Annotated in this window: 11 protein-coding genes, 1 tRNA gene and 7 pseudogenes; 13 read left to right on the top strand and 6 right to left on the bottom strand. The window is 42.2% G+C overall.

Annotated features, from left to right (window positions below; translation table 11 throughout):
- The first annotated feature begins 33 nt into the window (after positions 1-33).
- From TT12_RS04160 to gluQRS, 4 genes and pseudogenes are all read left to right on the top strand, one after another.
- Positions 34-851, top strand: a pseudogene (locus tag TT12_RS04160) (metal ABC transporter permease).
- A 249-nt stretch (positions 852-1,100) separates the two neighbouring features.
- Positions 1,101-1,946, top strand: a complete 846-nt coding sequence (locus TT12_RS04155; RefSeq protein WP_045452417.1) for a metallophosphoesterase — start codon at positions 1,101-1,103, stop codon at positions 1,944-1,946.
- Between the two features lie 493 nt (positions 1,947-2,439).
- Positions 2,440-2,876, top strand: a pseudogene (gene dksA / locus TT12_RS04150) (RNA polymerase-binding protein DksA).
- A 247-nt stretch (positions 2,877-3,123) separates the two neighbouring features.
- Positions 3,124-4,063 (top strand): annotated as a pseudogene (gluQRS, locus tag TT12_RS04145) (tRNA glutamyl-Q(34) synthetase GluQRS).
- Between the two features lie 92 nt (positions 4,064-4,155).
- Here the strand turns inward: gluQRS and TT12_RS04140 are convergent.
- Positions 4,156-5,351, bottom strand: a pseudogene (locus TT12_RS04140) (FtsW/RodA/SpoVE family cell cycle protein).
- A 317-nt stretch (positions 5,352-5,668) separates the two neighbouring features.
- Positions 5,669-7,105 carry a UDP-N-acetylmuramoyl-L-alanine--D-glutamate ligase gene (gene murD / locus TT12_RS04135; protein WP_045452415.1) on the bottom strand — a complete coding sequence of 479 codons (1,437 nt, stop codon included), beginning with the start codon at positions 7,103-7,105 and terminating at the stop codon, positions 5,669-5,671.
- Between the two features lie 661 nt (positions 7,106-7,766).
- Between murD and TT12_RS04130 the strand changes: the two are divergent.
- From TT12_RS04130 to TT12_RS04115, 4 genes and pseudogenes are all read left to right on the top strand, one after another.
- Positions 7,767-9,265 (top strand): annotated as a pseudogene (locus TT12_RS04130) (SulP family inorganic anion transporter).
- A 180-nt stretch (positions 9,266-9,445) separates the two neighbouring features.
- Positions 9,446-10,300 (top strand): universal stress protein, encoded by an 855-nt coding sequence (locus TT12_RS04125; RefSeq protein ID WP_045445851.1) that lies wholly within the window; start codon positions 9,446-9,448, stop codon positions 10,298-10,300.
- Positions 10,301-10,755: 455 nt separating this feature from the next.
- On the top strand, positions 10,756-11,094 hold the full coding sequence (locus TT12_RS04120) for a P-II family nitrogen regulator (protein ID WP_010197981.1): 339 nt from the start codon (positions 10,756-10,758) through the stop codon (positions 11,092-11,094).
- A 75-nt stretch (positions 11,095-11,169) separates the two neighbouring features.
- Positions 11,170-12,432, top strand: a complete 1,263-nt coding sequence (locus TT12_RS04115; RefSeq protein WP_045452414.1) for an ammonium transporter AmtB — start codon at positions 11,170-11,172, stop codon at positions 12,430-12,432.
- Positions 12,433-12,543: 111 nt separating this feature from the next.
- Here the strand turns inward: TT12_RS04115 and TT12_RS04110 are convergent, their stop codons facing one another.
- The 3 genes and pseudogenes from TT12_RS04110 to TT12_RS19030 form a co-directional block, all read right to left on the bottom strand.
- Entirely contained in the window at positions 12,544-12,927 is a 384-nt protein-coding gene (locus TT12_RS04110; protein WP_045445845.1) for a DUF2147 domain-containing protein, read from the bottom strand.
- 256 nt (positions 12,928-13,183) lie between these two features.
- Positions 13,184-13,447, bottom strand: coding sequence for a hypothetical protein (locus TT12_RS04105; protein ID WP_045452412.1), 264 nt, complete (start codon positions 13,445-13,447; stop codon positions 13,184-13,186).
- Positions 13,448-13,534: 87 nt separating this feature from the next.
- Positions 13,535-14,223: pseudogene (locus tag TT12_RS19030) on the bottom strand (DNA/RNA non-specific endonuclease).
- A gap of 332 nt (positions 14,224-14,555) precedes the next feature.
- Between TT12_RS19030 and TT12_RS04095 the strand changes: the two are divergent.
- Together TT12_RS04095 and TT12_RS04090 are read left to right on the top strand one after the other, a co-directional pair.
- A tRNA-Ser gene (locus TT12_RS04095) sits at positions 14,556-14,645 on the top strand.
- 280 nt (positions 14,646-14,925) lie between these two features.
- Complete coding sequence (locus TT12_RS04090) at positions 14,926-16,287, top strand: tyrosine-type recombinase/integrase (RefSeq protein WP_201605865.1); 1,362 nt, start codon at positions 14,926-14,928, stop codon at positions 16,285-16,287.
- On the opposite strand, the gene TT12_RS04085 is transcribed toward TT12_RS04090, so the two are convergent.
- Positions 16,284-17,207, bottom strand: a complete 924-nt coding sequence (locus TT12_RS04085; RefSeq protein WP_045452411.1) for a CBS domain-containing protein — start codon at positions 17,205-17,207, stop codon at positions 16,284-16,286. The two genes, TT12_RS04090 and TT12_RS04085, sit on opposite strands and share 4 nt — an antisense overlap.
- A gap of 457 nt (positions 17,208-17,664) precedes the next feature.
- On the opposite strand from TT12_RS04085, the gene TT12_RS04080 reads away from it, so the two are divergent.
- The 3 genes and pseudogenes from TT12_RS04080 to TT12_RS04075 all read left to right on the top strand — a co-directional run bounded on the left by TT12_RS04080 (position 17,665) and on the right by TT12_RS04075 (position 20,050).
- Positions 17,665-18,555 carry a YagK/YfjJ domain-containing protein gene (locus TT12_RS04080; RefSeq protein WP_045452409.1) on the top strand — a complete coding sequence of 297 codons (891 nt, stop codon included), beginning with the start codon at positions 17,665-17,667 and terminating at the stop codon, positions 18,553-18,555.
- A 163-nt stretch (positions 18,556-18,718) separates the two neighbouring features.
- Positions 18,719-19,009, top strand: coding sequence for a hypothetical protein (locus tag TT12_RS15265; protein WP_201605863.1), 291 nt, complete (start codon positions 18,719-18,721; stop codon positions 19,007-19,009).
- 49 nt (positions 19,010-19,058) lie between these two features.
- A pseudogene (locus tag TT12_RS04075) lies at positions 19,059-20,050 on the top strand (DUF932 domain-containing protein).
- The last annotated feature ends 97 nt before the right edge of the window (positions 20,051-20,147 follow it).

Below are 20,147 nucleotides of genomic sequence, written 5' to 3'. Positions count from 1 at the left end.
TGAGCTTTATAAAAACTTTTACGGATATTTATTATGACTGCTTGGTTAGCCATCATTGCCCCCGCTTGGATCGCTGGCAGTATTTTAGCGCTATTATCAGCGCCTTTAGGTTGCTTAGTCTTGTGGCGACGCATGGCCTTTTTTGCTGATGCTTTAGCACATGGTACCTTGCTTGGCGTGGCTTTAGCAGTATGGTGGCAATTACCTATGGGCATTGGCATTGCCTTGGTCAGCGTCATGGTAGTGCTAGGCTGGTATTAATCGATGATGAGCGCCTGCCTGTCGATGCGGTTTTGGCGGTTGTGGCGGTGTCATTGTTATGCTTAGGTTTATTGGCTTTGACCCAGTTGACTGACCAACAAGCAAACGTACTGGGGTTTTTGTTTGGTAATTTGCTAGAGCTTGATTGGGCAGACTTGCCCTTACTTGCTGGTAGCGTGCTGGTAGGACTCGGTCTACTCATGTATATATGGCCTGCACAAATTAAGCTTGCCACTCATGAAGCACTGGCGCGTATTCAAGGTGTTAATCCGACACGCCAGCGGCTGTTCTTCATGGGCGTATTGGCGGGATTTTGTGCGATTGCCCTGCAAGCGGTTGGTAGTTTACTAATCAGCGGTTTATTGGTATTACCAGCATTAACGGCACGTTTGTGGTCATCATCGCCAAAACAAATGGTCGTTATATCGCTACTGATCGCACAGCTTGGCGTGACACTAGGCGTTTGGGGAAGCATCTGGCTAGATATTCAGACAGGACTTGCTATCGTATTAATATTAGCCATTTTATTTTTTATCGCGCTGATTTTCTCAAAGCTCAGCACTGCAAAAATTTGGTCAGCGCGCCGTTAGACACATTATGGTTCACATAAAGCCGCTGGTTTTTTATCCTCTTATCCAACTTTATTTCATCAATATGATAGAGCTTTCATTGACTTTATGTTATAACTTGCCCTAATACCATCGACATACTAGCGGCGTCAAGCCAAAAAACATATTGGTCAGACCAAAATTCATTAGTCTACTCGATGCATGACATCTATTTATCTATCATTCGTTTTAACAGCATCACTTGTTTCGATTCGATGAGGGACTGACCCAATGCTAAGCTATCCTGTTAATAACATTAGCACACCAGATGAACAGGTAAACATACTACAAATCACAGATTTGCATTTATCAACGCCCGTTTCTTCTAGTGTTGATGGCGATACTAATAATAGCGAAGCCTCTGTCTGTCAGCAGTGCTTTGAAACAGTACTACAGCAAGCATTGAGTAGCGACATTCGCTGCGATTTGATTATCGTGACTGGCGACTTAGTCAATGAAGTCAAACCCGCTATTTACGATCATATTTTTGAGGTATTGCAAGCGACCAATATTCCTTTTGCTTGCATCGCAGGCAATCATGATGTGACGGATGAGATAGGCAGTGACTTGCCGTTCTTTGAGCGCGAACTGATTGCTCAACCTGCCGACCCGCGCTTGCTAAGCCGGCATGTCATTGAGACTGATCGTTGGCAGCTGCTATTATTAGACTCATCCATCACGGGCAAAGTCGCGGGCGAGATAACGCCTACCGATATTGACTGGTTATGCGAGAGACTTGATGCCTGTGATAAGCCTGCGCTGATTGCTCTACATCATCATGTCATTCCCGTAGACTCTGACTGGATTGACACGCATATGGCGGAGAATAGTGAAGCCTTTTGGCAGCATCTGTTAGGATTTGACCATCTCAAGGTCATTATCAGTGGTCATACGCACCAAGAGCAGGTTCGCCATCGTCAAGGAGTCACGGTCTATAGTACGCCTTCTACTTGCTACCAGTTCAAGCCTTATGAAAATGATTTCTCCTATGATAAAAGCGTCGCGCCCGGTTACCGTTGGTTGCAATTAGCCAACAATGGAAAGGTTGCAAGCTGGGTAGAAAGACTGGATACTTGACGCCCAGATTTATTGGCAGCCATACTGATGTAAGCCCTTACATCCCAAGCTATTGACTGATATTTCTGAGTTCAGAATACAATGACTGGCACGGTAAAAACGACATGATGATGAAAAATGACTTCATTATTGTCAGAAACAATGATACAACGTATAAAACGAAATGAGGACTGCCTAGTATCTGGTATTAGGTAGAATTATAATAGCTAGGATGGCTAAATCGATCACAGCTAAGTCTTCACAGTCAGTGATTTGTCGCATTATTAAGACAACGCTATTTAAATAAAAATATGCATAACCATATACCTGACCATTGATAGATTGCTTTAAGCATATCAAGATAACTGTACTATTAGATCCGCTGTGTTACTTGTGTTACCAAGTGGTAAAACGTTTTATAAAGGGACAAATTATAGCGTTTATGACATTGATAGCGTCTTGTCTTTTGATACGTCGTTTTATTGAATTAATTTGAAAAAAGTAGGATACCCATATGAGCACCCTGACCACGAATCCAAGTGAAGCTAAGTTTACTCCTTATGTGCCTGCCAAAGACGAAGAGTACATGTCTGATGCGCAGTTAGAGCACTTTAAGGCTATATTATTGGATTGGAAGAGCCAACTGATTGGCGAAGCGGATCGCACCAAGACTTATATCCAAGACGAGTCCAGTGCTATGCCAGATATCAATGATCGCGCCACCCAAGAAGAAGAGTTTGCCCTCGCATTGCGTACGCGTGACCGTGAACGTAAGCTCATTCGCAAAATTGATAAATCTATGTCAGAAATTGAAATGATGATTATGGATTTTGTGAAACTTGCGGCGTAGAGATTGGTCTGCGTCGTCTCGAAGCGCGCCCAACGGCTACCCAGTGTATCGATTGTAAAACCCTGTCTGAGATTAAAGAACGCCAAAATCAAGGCGCTTAAGCGAATTACGATTCATCTCAATAGTAGAATGTAAGCATAAGCGACCATAACATGGTCGCTTATTGCGTTTTAGCTGGCTGGTTTTTAGTCAATAAATCATGGCTGATACAGAGCTTTAAGCTTGCTTATATTGATTTGCTAACAAAACAGACTCATTTCACAAATATCTTTTTACGGATATATTTATTATTCTATCTTCTACCTTTTTTACCGATAATTTCCTACTTTGAAAACTAACCTTATTCCTATGCCCACTCCAATCATACCAGTACAGCCGATTGGTCGTTTTGCTCCCTCACCGACTGGTGAACTGCATCTTGGCTCATTGACGACTGCGCTTGCCAGCTTTTGCCATATAAAATCCATTGGTGGTAAATGGCTACTGCGTATTGAAGACACTGATACCGAACGCTGTGATCAGCAATTTACTGAGCAAATCTTGATTGATTTGGAAGCGCTTGGATTGTACTGGGACGGTGATATCATTTATCAATCTGAGCGTATTGATATTTATAATGATTATCTACACTCAGCTGCATCCGCTCACTTATGGTTGTCAGTGCTCGCGTAAAGATTTGGAGCAATACTGGGCGCAAGAAGAGCTGAGCCCATCTTATGATGCTAACCCATTGCAACCAAACAGGAAGCGCTATCCACGCTGCTGCGTCAGCGCTGACCTTGATAGAGAGCAACATAAGCTACGCATACAGCTACCGAATTATAAGATTGGTTTTAACGACGGTATTCAAGGATTGCAGTGGGATAACCCTCAGCAGACATTGGGTGATATGGTGGTGCGTCGCCAAGATGGTATGATCAATTATATTTTGGCTGCTAGCCTTGATGATGGACTGCAACAAGTGACACATATTATGCGCGGTCTAGATATCCTACCCATGACGACAGCGCAAATCAGCATCATGGATGCCGCACGCTTACCTGCCATCGATCATTGGTATCACTTGCCACTGATATGTCATGCTGATGGACAAAAACTCTCCAAGCAAAACCTAGCACAACCCATTGATACACGAGATCCAAGTAAACTTATCGCCAATGCTTTACAACTATTACAGCAACCAGCCGTTGATAGAGACACACCTACTCGTATGTTAAAGCAAGCCATTGCTCAATGGGGCAGTACGCCGCTACAAGGCAAGCAACAGTTAAATATGCCCAATGAATAAAAGTCAGCTAGCAAAAAGCGCCACTATTTAGCGACGCTTCTTTGGATAATGCCAGTCATGATGCATCGAGCCTATAACTAATGCTCAACCTATCAATAATAACGGCATTGGCTTTTTTCGATTTCAGGGCTTTCTTTATAAATTTTTAGCAATAACGCAACCATCACCAAACTAATCAACATTGATGAGCCTCCATAACTGAAGAATGGCATGGTCAATCCTTTGGTTGGAATCGCGCCCATATTCATCGCCGCATTGATAATTGTCTGCGCTATGAACACCACACCGATACCAAAGGCGGTATAACTCATACGCATCTGCCGACGTTTGAGCGCGTTATAACTGATACGCATCGCGCTACCGATAATCAGCGCTTCGAGCACCAATACCATGGTAACCCCAACAAAGCCTAACTCTTCCCCTGTAATGCTAATAGAAAATCAGTATGTGCCTCGGGCAAATGCGACAGTTTTTGTACGCTCTCACCATAACCAACGCCTGTAAATTGTCCACGACCAAAGGCAATCAAACTGCGTGCCAGCTGATAATCCGTGTCTTGCACATCATCAAACGGATCCATAAATGACATCACACGTACCAATCGGTACTGCGCTGTCGTCACCATCAATACCGCACCACCGATGGCAGCCGCGCCCAGTGCTAAAAAGTGCTTGTAAGGCGCACCAGCGATATAAAAAATCGCAAAGATGGTACCTAAAATAACGACAAAAGAACCAAAATCTGGCTGTGACAATAGCAGCATGGTGATGAGTGCCACCACCAACATAATCCGTAAAAAACCGTCTAAGCCGTTACGAACTTCAAAAGAGCGACGCACCACAAAATCAGAGACAAAGACAATCATCACCAACTTGGCCAACTCTGCCACCTGAAAATTAAATACCCCTAGGTTCAGCCAACGCTTGGAGCCGTTAATAGGCGTACTAAATAGGGTTGCCACTAGCAGCATGCCAGTGATACCCAATAAGATAAATTGGGTTTCAGTCTTATATAGTGTTCGCAGAGACACGCTGTAATAAGAAACCGTAGCGACCGTCAAACCGATCATCATATACAGCAGCTGGTTTTTGAAAAAGTGCAGCTCTGTCATGCCGCGACTGAGCGCAAAAGGAATAGATGCGGAAGCCACCATCAATAAACTGAGCACCAACATACAGCCAACACTCGATAGGAGAATGGCGCGTGCTGACGGCATAGAAAGAATACCATCTGAGCCAGATGCTTGCTTCGGTTGGGACGAGGAACGAAAAAGAGAAGAGAGCGCCATAATTTTATATACACTAACGAACGAAAAAACACGGCGTCTATTAAACGCCACCGTTTAAAAAATAGAAAATAGACAGTACCAGACAGATTACTAAGCAAATAAGCTGACCATTCATGTTGCTGACTGGCTATGATTGACAGTAGCAGCAATCTATAAGCAAAACAATCATTTATACAGAAAATGCGCGCGCGTCGTAAAAGTCAATTCAGGGCAATCCTATTGCATTGCTCTTCTTCTTTATTAAATACATGAGTTCTTTATTAAATGCTGAGATTCGCTAAGCACTTATCATGCAAAGGCTTAAATCACCAAACCTTTTATTCCGCAGTCATCATATCTGACGACTCAGTTGCTAATTGACCAACCAACTGACTGAAATGCTCACCGCGAGCTGCGTAGCCACTATATTGATCAAAGCTGGCACAAGCAGGTGACAATAGCACCGCTTGCACTTGCGATAGGCTGCTTGTCGTGACTTGTTGAATGGTTGTAAAGGCATTTTCTAAAGTTTGGCATTGATGTAACGCCACATCGGCGCTTATCTTAGCTGCTCGCAGATGCTGTTCGATCAGCGGCGCATCTTCACCAATGAATAGTACTTGGCTAACATACTGATTGATAAACGGCGTCAATTCACCAAACTGTTGAGCCTTACCTTGTCCACCCAAAATCAATAGTAGTTTACCGTCCTTTGGCGCATAGACTGCGCCCAGCCCTTCGATAGCTGCCATCGTTGAGCCGATATTGGTGCCTTTTGAATCATTGAAATAGTCAATGTCTGCAGCATTTGCCACATACTGGCAACGATGCTCAAGTCCAGTGAACTGCTGTAAGGTATTCAACATACTGCCTAATGGCAAACCAGCAAGTTCGCCTAACGCTAAGGCTGCCTGTGCATTGAGCAGATTATGACGACCTTTAATCAACAGTTTATCTGCCGACAGTAGTTTTTCTGTACCGTGGGCAAGATAAATCTGGCCTTCAGGAGTAGTAATAAGACCATATTGACCTTTATCAGGAGCATGTATACCGGTACTCACTCTGGGCAAATTATCAGCCACGAGCGGGCGCGTCAATGCGTCTTCGCGATTGATAACCACGGACTTAGCACCCTGAAAGATACGATGCTTGGCTTGATGATAGCCCAGCATATCACCGTGGCGATCTAGATGGTCAGGTGACATATTTAGAACCGTCGCCACTTGCGCGCCCAAATTGGTCACCGTCTCTAACTGAAAACTCGACAGCTCAAGTACCGCCAGTTCCATATCAGTATTATCAAGCAAGGTCAGCGCTGGCACGCCAATATTACCGCCGACACCGACATTGACACCAGCATCCGCGGCCATTTGCCCGACCAAGGTGGTCACGGTGCTCTTAGCATTAGAACCAGTAATCGCCACTATCGGTACGGTACAAGCCTCACAAAATAGCTGAATGTCACTAACCACGGGAATATTCGCTTGGCGGGCAGCGGCGACGGCTTCGGTAGCAAGTGAGATACCGGGGCTTATAATAATACGTGCCGCTTGCTGCAAGAGCTCGGCGTCAATCGCACCAAATTGGCGAACACTAATCTCAGCGGGCAGTTGATCTGCTAAGCTAGGTGTCACCTGAGCATCAGTGACAGCAACCTGATAGCCTTGATTGGCCAAATAGCGCGCAACTGATAATCCAGATTGTCCCAAACCGACCACGACTTGTAGACCACTGCCTTTATGAAGTAAGGCATCTGTTGCAGTGTTGGTGGTCATATTTATTCCTTCTATTGGACGAGCAAAATGGCATCAAACAAACCTAGTATATAAAGAAGCAAAATGATGCCGTCAAGATGAGACGCATCATAACGGTATCGTTCAGATTTCGGTACTGGTTTTTTATGACGATGTGCTATTATGCGCCTGTTTTTATATTAAGTGGCTAATGCTATAATAGTTGCCTTAATCTGTAAGTGACTGGGTATTTACCCAAGCATTTTAGTTTAGCATGTTGTCACAGTTAGCACGCTATTGTCACTTCTGTTTGGCAAAGTTACTACTATAGACGGGTCATGTCGAGCGGCTATTTTTATTTGATAGATTATTTATTACCCTCTACCGCAGCATATCATGCTGACGCTATTCGTTATTGTAGGTGCTCTTATAAACGCCCTGCTTTAAGCACCTTATTTTAACTATTTTTTTAGGTAGTCTCACTGAATTTATCATCGTATCAATTATTGGTGAGCGTATCAGCGATACCAGTAAGTAAATCAATAGACCTATTTATTACTGACCTTTAATAACTCAATACCGCAATATGACACAGCACATGTTGCCGTAAAAGAAAGATGAATAGCTACTTTTATAGCGATGCGATCATTTTATGAATGAGTAATGATTACTTTTTTTGCCTCTAACCCTATGCAGTTTACTTATGACATCTTTTATTGATAACTTACGTGACGAATGGTTTTCCAATGTTCGCGGCGACGTTTTATCCGGTTTGGTCGTTGCCTTAGCGCTGATTCCTGAAGCCATTGCCTTTTCTATTATCGCAGGTGTTGATCCAAAAGTCGGCTTGTATGCCTCATTTTGTATCGCGGTCGTGATCAGTTTCGTCGGTGGTCGTCCAGGCATGATTTCGGCAGCAACTGGGGCGATGGCACTGGTGATGGTTGACTTAGTCGCCGAGCATGGTTTGCAGTATTTGCTAGCTGCCACCTTATTGTGCGGTGGGATTCAGATTATAATGGGTATTCTAAAGCTCGGTAATTTGATGCGCTTTGTGTCGCGCTCGGTAGTCATTGGCTTCGTCAATCGCTCGCGATATTGATCTTTGCCGCCCAGCTGCCTGAGCTTAACCCAATGACTGAACGCGTTGGCATGACGGTTTATATCATGACAGCGGCGGGTTTAGCGATTATCTACTTGTTTCCGCTGATTCCTAAAATCGGTCGCGTGATTCCGTCACCGCTGATCTGTATCGTTGGTTTGACCGCTGTCGCCATGTATATGAATCTTGATATTCGTAATGTCGGCAGTATGGGCGATTTGCCTGATTCATTACCAATGTTCTTATTACCTGACATTCCATTGAACCTAAATACTTTACTGATCATCGCGCCTTACTCTATCGCACTTGCCATCGTTGGTTTATTAGAATCGATGATGACAGCGACTATCGTCGATGATTTGACAGATACGCCAAGCGATAAAAACCGCGAGTGTCGCGGTCAAGGGATTGCCAACGTCGTATCAGGTTTCTTCGGTGGCATGGCAGGCTGTGCCATGATTGGTCAATCTATGATCAACGTCAAATCTGGCGGACGTACGCGTCTGTCCACTTTGATGGCAGGTATCGTACTGCTCATTATGGTAGTGTTCTTAAGTGAATGGGTCAGTCAAATTCCCATGGCGGCACTGGTCGCTGTGATGATTATGGTCTCTATTGGTACTTTTAACTGGCAGTCTATTCGCGAATTTAAAACGCATCCGATGTCATTTAATATTGTCATGCTAGCGACTGTTTTGACCACAGTATTTACGCACAACCTAGCTTATGGTGTAGGCGTGGGCGTGCTGCTATCGGCGCTGGCATTTGCCAATAAAATTGGTCAATTCTTAACGGTATTTAGCGAATATGATGAGAGTACTAATACCCGTTATTATTATGTGCAAGGACAAGTATTCTTTGCTTCTACGACTCAGTTCTTAAACAGCTTCGATACCAAAGAAGCTTTAGATAGTATTCAAATTGATGTCAGCCAAGCGCATTTTTGGGATGTCAGTGCCGTAGACACCTTGGACAAACTGGTCATGCGCTTGCAACGTGAGGGCATTGATGTCAAAGTGGTGGGACTCAATAATGCGAGCCGAACACTGATTGATCGCTTCTCTATCCACGATCGCCGAGATATTGGCTTATTGGATTAAACAAAGCCACGTCTATTTATTGAGCTAATATTGATTAACCGCTCATAAATAGACAGTTGAAGTTGAATAAACAGCTGCATTGGTGCAAAGGGTTGGGCATAAGCATTATCGCCCCACCCTTGAGCCAAGCAGCTGTCTTTTTATTCTGTCTTTTTAATATTGGAATAATGTGGTGGTCTTATGAGTAATTTGAAACCAGATAGTGTGATTGCCTGCTTGGACTGCCCAGACCACGTGCAAGCAGTGTTAGAAGCCAGCATGTGGGCCGCGACTCGTCTACAAGCACCTGTTGGACTGTTGCATTCTGTACCGAGCTTGCAACAAAAAGCGGCGGTGAATTATTCAGGCTGCCTAAATATCGATGATGAAAACATGCTGCTTGAGCAATTCACCACCAAGGAGCACTTGAGTAATTGTGAGCTAAAAGCCCAAGGCAAGCTTTTGCTTCATCAAGCCACCACCTATTGCGAACAGCAGCGACAAAAACTAAAAACCTATACCCTGCATCGCCATGAACACCTCAATGAAAGTATCGATTACGTCGATGACAAAGCACAATTGATCGTTATAGGTCACAATGTCACCTGCAAATCGACATTGAGCCAGTTAATTAGAGTCAGCCACTGCCCCATTTTGGTGACTCATGCACCATTTTTGCCCCCTACGACCGCGTTGTTTGCTTTTGACAACAGTCCAACATCTCATAAATTGCTCAATTGGCTCTGCAAAACCTCACTGGTTCGCGCATTAACCGTTCATATCGTGATGGTCGGTAAAGAAAATTCTGAAAATTGCGATGCGCTACGCGAAGCTTATGCGCGGCTCAAACAAGCAGGCATCAAGTCTAAAAAAGCATTGCTGGACTGCCGCGATGTCACTTCGGCTTTGAATTATTATCAAAATGAAAATGATATCGGTATGCTGATGACCGGTGCTTTTGGCCAATCTCGTCTGCGTGAACTTCTAAAAGGTAGCGACACAAAAAAGCTGCTCGGTAGCACCAAAACCCCCTACCTACTCTTCCCAAAGGTATAGGCTCTAGCCGATCTACGCAGCCACCCCTCTCTCTTTGAGCGCAGAGCCTATACATCCATGTTAAGCTCTGCCGCGTGCCGTATCACACAATTTTCCCTACTTTCTCCTCAAGTGATTCGTTTCATATACCAAACTAGGTTAGCAAATCATCACAGGAAATAGATGGATGGTCTCCCCAAGCACCTAAAAAGTTGGTTATAATAAAGTTTTCGTCAGTTCAACGCTAAAGGTTAATTCGCATTCTCTATGCTCATAACGATGGTTTATACCATTGCAGCATAACCAGTATTTTTTGCCATAACTATGGCTGTTTTTGAACAAACAAATCCAATCTTACCTATCCCCCTTGAGTAAATTGGCACAGTTCTTGAATGACTAATAGTAAGCATGGCAGCGATACGATGCACCACAATGCTTCGATCAACCTGCGGCATCACACAAATAAGGAATATTTTATGAAGCTAATCACTGCGATCTTAAAACCGTTTAAGCTCGATGATGTACGTGAAGCGCTTTCTGACATCGGTGTTAAAGGTGTCACTGTTACTGAAGTCAAAGGTTTCGGTCGCCAAAAAGGTCACACAGAACTCTATCGCGGCGCAGAATACGTGGTGGACTTCTTACCTAAAGTAAAAGTCGAAGTGGCTGTTATTGATGAGATGGTCGAACCTGCTATCGAAGCCATCACTCGCATCGCTAGCACGGGCAAGATTGGTGACGGCAAAATCTTTGTCACTGCACTCGAGCAAGTTATTCGTATTCGTACGGGCGAGACAGGCCCTGACGCTATCTAACGCGCAAGGCCATATAGACACAGATTTATAGATCATACCGATAGCTGTATTGCATCAATTCAAGGGGGAATTAACATGCAAAATCAAATCTTCGAGCTCCAGTACGCACTTGATACGTTTTACTTTTTAATGTGCGGGGCGCTCGTCATGTGGATGGCAGCAGGCTTCACCATGTTAGAAGCTGGACTCGTCCGCTCAAAAAACACCGTTGAGATTTTAACCAAAAATATCGCACTTTTTGCCACCGCTTGTACCATGTACATGATATGCGGCTATGCCATTATGTATGGTGGCAACTTATTCTTGAGCGGTATCGCGGGTAATGAAACGCTGGTAGCAGATGCCCTAGCAGCCTCCGCTGAAAACGGCTTTGACGGTGATTCTGTTTACTCCGCTGCGTCTGATTTTTTCTTCCAAGTGGTATTTGTTGCAACCTGTATGTCGATCGTTTCAGGAGCGGTAGCTGAGCGCATGAAGCTGTGGTCGTTCTTATTATTTGCTGTGGTGATGACTGGTGTCATTTATCCATTAGAGGGTAGCTGGACGTGGGGTGGCAATGATGTATTTGGTATGTTCAATTTAGGCGACATGGGTTTTTCTGATTTTGCAGGTTCTGGTATCGTCCATATGGCGGGTGCTGCGGCTGCATTAGCAGGGGTATTATTATTAGGTGCACGTAAAGGCAAGTATGGCCCTAATGGTGAAATACGCGCCATTCCAGGTGCTAACTTACCACTGGCAGCGCTTGGAACACTTATTCTCTGGATGGGTTGGTTCGGTTTCAATGGCGGCTCGGTGCTAAAACTGGGTGATATTGCCAGTGCTAACTCGGTTGCTATGGTGTTTTTGAATACCAATGCAGCAGCGGCAGGCGGTGCAATTGGTGCTTTAATAATAGCACGCATCATCTTTGGCAAAGCTGACTTAACCATGCTCTTAAATGGTGCACTCGCAGGATTAGTCGCTATCACAGCAGAACCCTCAACCCCATCTGCATTACAAGCAACACTGTTTGGTTTGATCGCTGGCGTTATCGTTGTGCTATCTATCTTAGCATTGGATAAAATAAAAATAGATGATCCAGTGGGTGCTATCTCAGTTCATGGTGTAGTCGGTCTGTTCGGTCTACTTATCGTACCAATTACCAATCCGGCAGCATCGTTCGTAGGTCAGATTGCTGGTGCAGCCACTATCTTTACTTGGGTATTCATCGCCAGCTTAATCACTTGGGCGGTTATCAAATTAGTGATTGGTCTGCGTATCTCTGAAGAAGATGAGTATGAAGGTGCGGATATAGCAGAGTGTGGCATGGAAGCATATCCAGAATTTGTGAGATAAGCTCTGAAGCCAATATTAAAATATATGTACTAAAAATCCCGCATTACCAAAAGGTATTGCGGGATTTTTATTTATAAATATTAGGTCTAATGTTAAAAATAAACGATAGGTTTATTTCTTTTTCCACGTTTGACTGCGTGAGAATGGACCGATATAACCTTTTAGATTTAAGGTGTTGCCACTCAAGTTTGCGGTCATACGATAGTCTTTGCCTTTTTCAGGATCAGTGATCGTACCACCACTATATTTGCCACCACCATCAGACTTTAAACCTTTAATAATGGTCGTACCAACGTGCTTTTTGCCTTTGGCTGAGTTGGTAGCAATAAGCGTACCTGTTAGTACACCGTTTGACTCAGTAATCTTTACGGTACCTTTTGGCTTACCTTCATCAAATGTCTGCCACGTGGTATTGGCTAAAGGATCAGCGGCGAATGCCATGCTTGCTAAACTGATACCTGCAACAGCTAGAGTGGTTTTGGTAAATAATTTCATAGACTGATTCCCTTCATACAATGATTACTCGAAACGTTATGTTTCTGATCTCCTAGGCTTATCCTTCGCTAAAACCCCTATTAACAGCTATACGACTTTCTACTCTTTGGGAGTGGTTATCGCATCTAAAAAACTGCTCATCAAAATTTTATACGACATAAGCGATGTCTTGACTCATTATAAGCAATTTTAAGCTTTTGCCTAGTAATTTTTTTATAGTTTATTATTTCTATAAAAATTGAACTATATCAAATAGTTATAAAAAAGGATTGTCGATATTTTTATCCAACCGGTCATCTTTTTCTTTTGACTTATGCTGACTATTATTGTAAATAGAATTATTTTCAAATGCCTGAATAATCTTGCTTGTTAGTTCATGTAACTGTTGCGCTTGCTCATATCCAGTAGCATCAAGAGTCAAATCAATATCGCCATATATAATAATTTTATCTGTTTGGTTTTCGATGATAAGCTCACCAATTTGCATGCTTTGGTGGTCATTGACAAATGGATCAATCATTTGATTCTCCTTTTTATTAACAATATCTTGCGTAATTTTTGGATTTTTTGTGCCTTTTATTATATATAGACTCGTGTCACAAAGGCATTATGCTTGCAATTGGGCGATTACCCACTCAAGAATCGCCCAAACAAACAGCATCCAAGCCGGCTCTTCTGTTGGCTCATCGGGCAACTCGGAGCTTTCACCCGCCTTTAATGGCAGATCAAATGCCTGTGTTTTGGTTTTGGCATCCAAGACGGGCAGCACATCGATACCAATTCTGGTCGAGAGTTCATCAACACTAATAACCTCTATGCGTTCTGACTCATCATTGGGTGCATAATAGACCCCTGCTTGATTAATCGCTGGTATGTAGACGGCTTTAAAAAAATGGCTGGGCACCAGTACACGATCTGCCAATTGCTTGGTTGTTTTTCCAGTAAAGGCTACTCCAGTAATGCTATAAACCTCTCCATATTGCTGGGTCAAATAGCGAGTGCTGATTCAATATTACGCCAGATATAGCGATTGTTGCGCGGTGACTGCGGGGCGATATTGGCAAGACTAAAGCTATCATATTGTTGACTGCGATTCGCCATATCGGCATTGGGCGCTAAATGCCCGCGATCATAGCCAGAGCCTGAATAGTCGGACAATGAAGCACGTGCGGATTTTGGTAACCTACTTTCTTCATGAAAGCTGTCTTCACGATCGATTTCTTTTGCTTGTTGTAAACGCTTGCGATCCAAATATTCTGCCGACCAAAGCGGTGTACGCGATACGCCAGAATACATAACGGCAAAACCATCCATGCATAAAGCTTGGGTTTTGTTGCTTAGCTTGGTATTAATAAACTCAGGATAGACACCGCCATAAAAAGACTCGCTACACTGAGTAAAGTCATCAGCATGTGCTGAAGTTATGCTTACGACCACCGCCATCACGGTCATTGTAATACTGTTTTTCAAACGGGCATTGAGCCTACCGAAACTTATCATTCAACTTTCAACCATCTATACTTGTCATTACGTATACGCTATCGTAGCAGGCGTTTGTAAATAAAGAAAGATAAGGTGCAAGTCGTGACATTCTAGACAGTATCCGCTATACTAAGCCGTCTAAAAACGGTGAAGTGGGTGAGTGGCTGAAACCGCACGCCTGGAAAGTGTGTATGCGTTAATAGCGTATCGAGGTTCGAATCCCTCCTTCACCGCCAATCTTATAAAATATTAGTTTTCCCACCTTTCCCTAATTCGACCCATATACCAATCAAACCCTTTATAAATAACGCGTCTAGCGTTTTTTATGCCTGCTATTTTCCCAATTCAACCCAACGTGACACACCTATCCCGTCGCTTGTGTTGGTCTATTCGTTGGTCTATTATTCATATACGCCGTAATTAGACCAACATTCGATCTAGATTTATATGCTGTAGACCAACATAACCCTCTTAACGCTTTAAGCATATAGCTCGTAGGTATAGGAATAGACCAACATGTTAAGTGATGCCAAAATTCGTAAGCTCAAACCAACTGATAATTGTACCCCTGCCCGTCCAGATAAATATAGCGATCAGCAAGGGCTACAGCTATTAGTACGTAGCTCAGGAACGAAGACTTGGATAAGCGCATATCGTTTTGATGGTAAGCAGCAGAAAACTACTTTAGGTGCATACCCACAGATAAGCTTAGCAGAAGCAAGAATAGCGAACTCTGATATCAAAGCTTTAGTAACTAGTGGGATCAATCCCAAGAATAAAAAACGTCAAGATAAGCTTGCAAATGAGCAAGCTAAAATGTTCAATGATTATGCGCTTGAATGGCTAGAGGAGCGTGAGCGCAACGTAAAGCCTCGCACCTACCAGCAAGACTACAACCGTATGCACAAAGACGTCATACCTAGCTTTAATGGTATAGCTTTGAGGGATGTGACCTTTGAAGACTGTAAATTCATGGCAGATCAGATAGAGAATAGGACAACCGATGAAGGCTCACCCCCAAGAGAAGTAACTAGACGTACGATTGACCTTATTACTAATATTCTTAGGAGAGCTAAGAGAGAGCGCTTAATCGATACGATTCATACGGAGGGCCTCAAAGAGCTTTATCCTAAAGCCAAAAGCCAGCACATGAAGCACGTTGACCTTAAAGAGCTACCCAAACTCCTGCAAGATATTGAGAGCTATCATGGTCACGATCAGACACGCCTAGCCATGAAGTTTCTAGCCTACTCTTTCTGTCGCACTATCGAGCTGCGTATGATGAAGTGGGAACACATCGACTTTCCCAACCGCCTATGGCGGGTCGATATTGATAACCTAAAAATCGCGCGTAAGCACGTCGTTCCCTTATCTGATCAAATGCTAGCAGTACTAGAGGAGATGAAAACAATTACGGGTCAATATGAATACGTGTTCTACAATACAGGCATGCACCAGCCTTATAGTGCAGAGTTCATTAATAATGCGCTAGACATAATTGGATATGCGGGTAAACAAACTGGGCATGGCTTCCGCCACATCGCCTCAACTAACTTAAACGAGCTTGGTTACATGGGTGATGCAATCGAAAAGCAGATGGCGCATGATAAAAAAAGCAGTATTCGCGCAGTTTATAACCACGCGCAGCACTTAGAAGAGCGTCGTAAGATTATGCAAGTTTGGGCAGACTTTTTAGACCTGCTCAGAGGTACAGGCGAGGTCGTAGACTTTCAGACAGCGCGGCTGCAAATTGAACAGTCCCTGAAAAGTAAGCAGCCTAACTTATTACAAAACGCTGATAAGCAGGATCTGATTAAAGCATTGTTAGATCAAGGAATCACAGCAGATGAGCTACAAGGATATATTAATAAGCGTTAGTATAACTCCTTGCCATCAACATCGACGTAATCTAGGTCATAAAAGCGATTAATTAATATATCAAGCATGGCTGTCTCTGACAGCCCTTGTACTTGAGCCATTTTCTCTAATTTAGCTTTGGTTTTTTTTGTCAGTGGTAGGTGATACGCCTTTTTTGTTTTACCAGCGCTTCGGTATTTTTGCTGGCTCCAAGCTCGTTTCATTTTATCAATAATTATTTCTTTACGATCGCTTGATCTGTAATTAATATAATTATCATTCATAATCTCAGATACTGGATGATCTATAAGATCCAAAGAAGCCAAAATATGGTTTCTCGTTTCCTTTGAAGATTTATTATTTCTTACTGATTTATTGTAAATACCAACCTTTCTTAAATAATCTTTAGTCCACTCTATATGTAATATATCACTTTCAACCAGCCATTTAGAATAGTTTTCACTCCTAATAATAGAAGACCATCTTTTCTGCATATCACTTAGTAAAAATATTTTAGATTCCAAATTATTAGCATTATCTTTATTATCAAAGAAACTATAAATCTCCTCCATTAAATTATTACTATTTATGTCAAAATAAATATAACCCTTCTCTTTACTTAAAATGTTCAAAACGAAAATCTGGCTTCTTAAATTATCGACAAGCCATTCAAAATTCTGTTCAGGCACAAGTTTATAAGTCATTTCCGAATAAGCATCAGACACATAGTCTTTAAAATTTTCATGTCTAGATAGTTGGTTCATTAATTCTTCATGACGGTCACTTGATCCATTACTTGAAAAGCTAACATTCACTTTATAAGCTAGATATGTTTGCATCCATTTAACTTGTCTTTCTGTTAAAGACCTGATGTTTTTATCAAAATAACTTTTATTGTTATATCTCACTTGAGAGTTTTCATTATTAAATTGTAATGACATACAAGGCTCTTTATGTTGTTAAATGGTAATATCACGAGTGATATTTTAGTATTATGGTTCTAGAATTTTAATAGAAATTATATAATAAAAAAGTAATATTTACCCGTTATCTTTATAATATTTTTATAGCGTTAACGGCCATTCGAACCTTATAAACTGAAGGATTTTCATTATAATAGAAGCTTAGATGTATGATGCTATTTCTCAGGTAACTATCCTCGATAATATTTCTAGAGAAATAAGGATTTTCCTCTAGCAAATCATATAAGATTTCAAGGTAGCCTTTAAATAACAAAGTATTAAGCAAGCTGTATTAGGTTGGTATTACAATATCAATATATATCAGTATTTTTTAACTGGTCATTGTTTAGCTAAGAGCTACTCTCTTAGCTACTAGCATTATAATAATACAATTTACTAAAACCCTATGAACCATTAATTTCATAGGAGTACTACAATGTCATATCTCACTACTGATCAATCTAGACTTACCAGTGATGTCGATAAACTCGTTAAAAACGTGTTATTCAAAAATCTTAGTTGTAAAAGCTTTCAAAATAAATTGAACGAGTTATATCGTCCGTTCATGCTCATGTATTACTTACATGATACTGCAAATTACTCTCAAGCTATTAATGCACTTATTAACAGTTCCATTATTTTTATTGGCACTACACATCCTTACGATGTTATTTGGGATTATGAGATGACCCAAAAGCTCATTACAGAGCTTTTGGACTATAAAAATAGTATCATGAGAGAGAAATATGATTGGATTTATCAAGAAAAAAAGAATAAAAAAGGCTTGGACTTATACTTTAAAAGTTTAATTGAAAATAGATCAAGAGTATTGATTATCTTTATTGAGCTAAAGTATTTAAAAGACCAACGTCATAATGTAACTATTTTTGATTTCCATAATCATATAAAAAAACTCAGAAGGCTTATTACTACGGAAGACTCTTGTTTCAAACATAAAACTGGTTATGCATGGGCATTAGAGCAAGGCTATAAAGATGGTGGTTTTCACTGCCATTTAGTTTTAACGTATGATAATTCAAAAAGATATTCTGACTGGTATATCGCTAAAGCGATAGGTGAGAAGTGGCAAGAGATCACAAAGGGCGTCGGTACCTATCATAACTCTAACGATGCTGAAACCAAGCGCACTTATGGAAAAGATGGAAAGCTAGGTATTGGTAGAATACACCGTGATAACCCTAGGGAGGTTGAGAACGCTTTTACTGTAGCAGGGTATTTGACAAAGTCTGACAAATACGGACAAAAACTTAAAGTTTGGGTGCCTAAGATGCAAACATTTGGACATGGTGAATTTAAAGAAAAGTAAAAAACAGAGCCTTGCCCATATCAAAATATTTTTAGATATATAGTATTCCTATGAGATCAGTCAGGAAGCATCGCTCTCCTGACTGTTTAACCCCAATCCATCCTAATCAAAGGCCTGCTTAATCGCAGGCCTTTTTTTATGCGCAATCTAAAAGGAGCTATTTATGAGACCCATTTGCCCACACTGTCATTCAGCGAACGTCAGAAGCACTACCGATACTGACAGCCCCTTTAATATCTTCGAACAGCTGTGCTCACAATCTGCCCTATCAGGTCTTGGTGTGAGTATCTGTAAGTACTACAAAATCAATTCAGCAATCGGTGTGGTGGTAGGAACGGCACTGGCTTCTGCTATTAGCTTGGCTAAAGACAAGCTTCAACAGCCACCCTTACTCGTTTTGGCAGCAAAGCCCAGTTACACCTGCAATACCTGCTCAAGAACTTTCAGTATTTAACTTATCCATATAACCCATAATTCTAATCAAATCTAAAAGGATAATGATCATGGCACATTTAATCGAATCAATGGCATACGTTGGCGAAACCCCTTGGCATGGCTTGGGTAATGAGCTTGCTCCCAAGCAGCTATCGAGATCTGGGCAAAGCAAGCGGGTATGGACTGGCGTATAGAATCCTCAGACGTCAGTTATATGGCAAACAATGACAAAGGGCATAACCTGATTCTGCCCTTTACTGAGCAAAAGGTGTTGTACCGTAGTGATAACTTTGAGCCGTTATCGGTGGTCAGTCAACGCTATCAGGAAGTACAGCCGCGTGAGATTCTAGAGTTCTATCGTGATCTTACCGAGCAGTCTGAATTTGAGCTTGAAACGGCAGGAATCTTAAAGGGCGGTCGTAAGATGTGGGCATTGGCTCGTACAGGGCAGTCAGCAACGCTTAAGGGTAAAGATGTCAGTAATGGTTACTTGTTACTGGCCACCGCTTGTGATGGCACGCTAGCGACTACTGCTCAGTTCACATCGATCCGTGTGGTCTGTAATAACACCTTAGCAATCAGCTTAGCTAACGGAAGCGGAGGCGCAGTAAAAGTACCGCATAGCACCTCCTTTGATGCGGACAAGGTCAAGCAGCAACTAGGCGTGTCAGTTAAACAATGGGATGAACACAGCTATGAGATGAAGCAGTTATCTGAGCGCCGTGTGACTCAAGCAGAAGCCGCCAATTATTTAAGCCGTGTATTCAACGATCAGGACAATGACATCATTCTGTTTAACAGTGCTAAGAAAGAGAAAGACGCGGTGCCCAATGCCAAGGCGATGAATCAGGTGATGAATATGTTTAACGGTCAAGGTCGCGGAGCCGATCTTGATGCTGCCAAAGATACCGCTTATGGCTTGCTATGCAGTATCACTGAATACGTCGATCATGAAAGACGGGCGATGTCGAGAGATCATCGATTAGACGGTGCTTGGTTTGGCTCTGGCGCTAAGCTTAAACAAAAGGGTCTAGAAGAATCACTACTGTTGCTGGCTTAACCAGCCACATTTAAAATCTGACAATACAATCAACCACGCCTTCGAGCGTGGTTTTTTATGTCGCTTATTTCATTGAATACCAATAATCAATTTATCT

The organism is Psychrobacter sp. JCM 18903, from assembly GCF_000586475.1.
Lineage (GTDB): Bacteria > Pseudomonadota > Gammaproteobacteria > Pseudomonadales > Moraxellaceae > Psychrobacter.
Note: the sequence above shows the minus strand (reverse complement) of the source record. Positions and strands in the feature narration are given on the sequence as shown.